Genomic DNA, 3020 nt, shown 5'->3' with positions numbered 1-3020 from the left:
GTGCCGCTCGCGGCCTGGGCCGGGCGGTCGTAGGCCGGATCGCCCTCGCTGTCGGCGACCAGCAGGTGGGTCGCGCCGAGCACGAGCGCGTGCATTCCGCGAAGACCGCGCGCACGTTCTGGCGCAGTTCGACCAGGGCGGTGCGGTCGGCCTCGCTGGGTAGGTAGTCGTCGAGATCCATGCGGGTGCCGAGGTGGGCGGCGTTGGTCTGCAACCACTCCCGCGTGGACTCGGAGGTGGCGAAGGCATCGGTCAGGCCAGAGCTGGTGGCGCGGATCGTGTTCGCCAAACGGAGTGCCAAGGGATCGACCATGCCCCCAATTCTAACGGGTATTGAATTCTCCGTACATTACGTTCTAACGTACAGACACAAGATCTTCCGTTAGAACGACCGGTTAGCCGTTAGAGAGACGAGGCCCGACATGATCACTCCCGTCGAGAACGCACCCCTGCTGGACGAGGTCCGCAAGCGCATGGGCCGGGTGCCGAACATGACCAAGGTGATGGCGAATTCGTCCGCGGTACTGGAGGGTTACCTCGGACTGTCCGGCGCGCTGAAGAAGGGCACGCTGCCGGCGGCGACCTCGGAGCGCATCGCGCTGACCGTCGGCGCGGCCAATGACTGCGGCTACTGCGTCGCCGCGCACACCTTCACCGGCAAGCGGGTCACCAAGCTCAGCGATGCCGAGATCGAGGCCGCCAAGGCCGGGACTTCGGAGGACGCGAAAGAGGCTGCCGCCGTGGCCTTCGCCCGGGACCTGACCGAGAGCCGCGGCAAGGCCGATCCGGCCTCGGCGCTGGCCGCGGGATGGACGCAGGAGCAGGTGCTCGAAATCGTCGCCCTGGTCGCCCTGCAAACCCTGACCAACTACGTCAACAAGGTCGGCGAGACCGAGAACGACTGGCCCGCCGCCTGATCCGACCGCCCACCGACAGCCACGAATGCTTTTGAAGAAGGTCGAACATCATGAACGCCGCCCGCACCGCCAACCCCCAGCCCGCGCAGGTCCTGAACGCCCTGCTGCACAATGGCATCGTCCTGCGCGCCCTGGCGCTGGCGCTGGCCACCATCGGCCTGCTGGCCCTGCACCACCCGACCTGGATCCCCTACTCGGTCAGCCTGTACGCCATCTGGAACGCCACCGCCCTGACCCTGAACTCGGTCCGCGCCGCCCGCGCGGCGTGATCGACACGCACCCCAACCGGTTTCCGCTGTAGCGCTTCAGTTGTCGAAGCGCCCGGCGGCGAGGGCGGTGGTGAAACGGTCCCAGTCGGCGGGCGGGAAGATCAGCGCCGGGCCGGTGGGGTTCTTGCTGTCGCGGACTCCGACACCGGTGGATAGGAAGGCGATCTCCACGCATTCCTTGGCGCCGGTGCTGCGAATGCTCTTGAACCACCGCACGCCGGGTTCGACGGTCACGTCGCGTACTCCTTCGCCGCCCTCCGCAGGAGGTCTCTGCTCGTCGTCTCGTCCAGCGCGGCGCGCTGAATCGCTTGGTATGCCTCGCGATATCGGTCGACCGCGGCCTGCTTCTCCAGGTAGAGGTCGCCGAGGAAGTTCTCCAGGTACACGATCGTGGGTTCGACCGGGCGGTTACCGGCGTCCCGGCCGAATTCCAGGATCACGAACGGGCCGACGGTGTGACCGATCGGCACGCCCGCCGAGAAGGGTAGTACACGAACAGCGATCGATGGCAGTGTCGACATGTCCGCCACGCGCCGCAGTTGCGCGGCCATCACGCGCGGGCTGCCGACAACGCGACGTAATGCGGTTTCGTGCACCACGACATCGAACGAGGCTGGACTTCGCTTGCGCGTCAAGAGGCTTTGACGACGGGTCTTCAACTGCACTCGGCGGTCGAGTTGGTCGGGTGCAGCATCCGGCCAGTAATCATTGATCAACACCCGTGCGTACTCAGCGGTCTGCAACAGGCCCGGAATGATCTCCGGCTGATAGGAGATGAGGGCGCGGGCCGAAGCCTCCAGGCCCACATACACATTGAAACCTTCGGGGATCAGATCGTCGTATTCGTGCCACCAGGACTTGACGCTGGCCTGTTGCGCGAGACCGGTGAGTGCCGTGCTGAACTCGTCGTCGAAGTCGTAGATGCGGCACAGTTCCCGGATATCGAGGACCCGGATCTTCTCCGCGTTGCCGGTTTCGAGTCTTTGCAGCTTGGACTCGCTCCACTCCATCAGCGCCGCCGCCTCGGCGATCGTCAGATTGACCTGCATCCGGCCTTCGCGCAGGTATCGCCCCAGCTGACGCCTCGGCAATGTCGAACCATGCTCGGACATCGAATCCTCCCCCACGAAGGCGGTTTTCGGTCACTGCGAATGATGCTCCCACGCGATATGAATGCTGACCTGGAGCTTTCGCAAAGTTTCCCACCGCGGTGAGGCTTCGATTGTCGGTTCGCCGAAACGGTGCTGGACTGGAGTCGCGCCCGGTGAGAACCGGAGCCCTGATATCTCTGGACCCACTCGTCCCCGAGCCGGGCGCACCCCAATCCCCCGCCCCCGGAATCCCGGCCGCGCACCTCGGCGCGCGCGATACCGGCGTGGCGCAGCCCGAATCCCGTTAATCTGTCTGGAGGCCCGGCGCGTGTGCGCCGCATGCCGAGCACCAGCGCCGGACCGCGAATTGTTCAGCCCCGTTGCGCTGCCCGGTGAACGCCATGATGTATCTGTTCGACTGCACGATGGACCCCGGCGACCTGGCCCTCCCCCAGGCCCATCAGGCCATGCAGATCCACAAGTTCTGCACCGTGGACAACTGCCTCGTCCGCCGCCGCGCCCGCCAAATCCTCGTCGACCGCGGCCAAATGGTCCTCGGCGACCGCGCCGCCCGCCATCCCACCCCCTAGCCCGAGGGGCTCTAACCCGAAACCACCACCACCGCGACCACCACCAGTAGCACCAACGTACCGGGGCAACCGGGTTCATCGGTCGAAAACTGGTACCGGAACTCCTGAAACGTGGCGCGGACGTCCACGTACTGGTGCGTCCCGGCGAGGACT

At 65.9% G+C, this 3020-nt stretch carries 6 protein-coding genes and 1 pseudogene; 4 read left to right on the top strand and 3 right to left on the bottom strand.

Going from position 1 to position 3020, the window contains the following annotated elements; genetic code table 11:
* Nucleotides 1-313 (bottom strand): ABATE domain-containing protein (locus tag ACWELQ_RS42390; protein WP_452402628.1); only part of this gene is annotated, 313 nt, incomplete at its 3' end.
* A 109-nt stretch (nt 314-422) separates the two neighbouring features.
* Here ACWELQ_RS42390 and ACWELQ_RS42385 point away from each other — a divergent pair.
* Complete coding sequence (locus tag ACWELQ_RS42385; RefSeq protein ID WP_452402627.1) at nt 423-917, top strand: carboxymuconolactone decarboxylase family protein; 495 nt, start codon at nt 423-425, stop codon at nt 915-917.
* A gap of 50 nt (nt 918-967) precedes the next feature.
* Nucleotides 968-1186 (top strand): hypothetical protein, encoded by a 219-nt coding sequence (locus tag ACWELQ_RS42380; RefSeq protein ID WP_452402626.1) that lies wholly within the window; start codon nt 968-970, stop codon nt 1184-1186.
* 36 nt (nt 1187-1222) lie between these two features.
* Here the strand turns inward: ACWELQ_RS42380 and ACWELQ_RS42375 are convergent, their stop codons facing one another.
* Complete coding sequence (locus ACWELQ_RS42375) at nt 1223-1420, bottom strand: DUF397 domain-containing protein (protein ID WP_452402625.1); 198 nt, start codon at nt 1418-1420, stop codon at nt 1223-1225.
* Entirely contained in the window at nt 1417-2298 is an 882-nt protein-coding gene (locus ACWELQ_RS42370) for a helix-turn-helix domain-containing protein (RefSeq protein WP_452402624.1), read from the bottom strand. Before ACWELQ_RS42370 ends, ACWELQ_RS42375 begins: the two co-directional genes overlap by 4 nt.
* A gap of 380 nt (nt 2299-2678) precedes the next feature.
* On the opposite strand from ACWELQ_RS42370, the gene ACWELQ_RS42365 reads away from it, so the two are divergent.
* Nucleotides 2679-2867 (top strand): hypothetical protein, encoded by a 189-nt coding sequence (locus ACWELQ_RS42365; RefSeq protein WP_452402623.1) that lies wholly within the window; start codon nt 2679-2681, stop codon nt 2865-2867.
* A 71-nt stretch (nt 2868-2938) separates the two neighbouring features.
* Nucleotides 2939-3020 (top strand): annotated as a pseudogene (locus ACWELQ_RS42360) (hypothetical protein); the annotation flags it as partial.

Source organism: Nocardia sp. NPDC004722, assembly GCF_053601505.1.
Note: the sequence above shows the minus strand (reverse complement) of the source record. Positions and strands in the feature narration are given on the sequence as shown.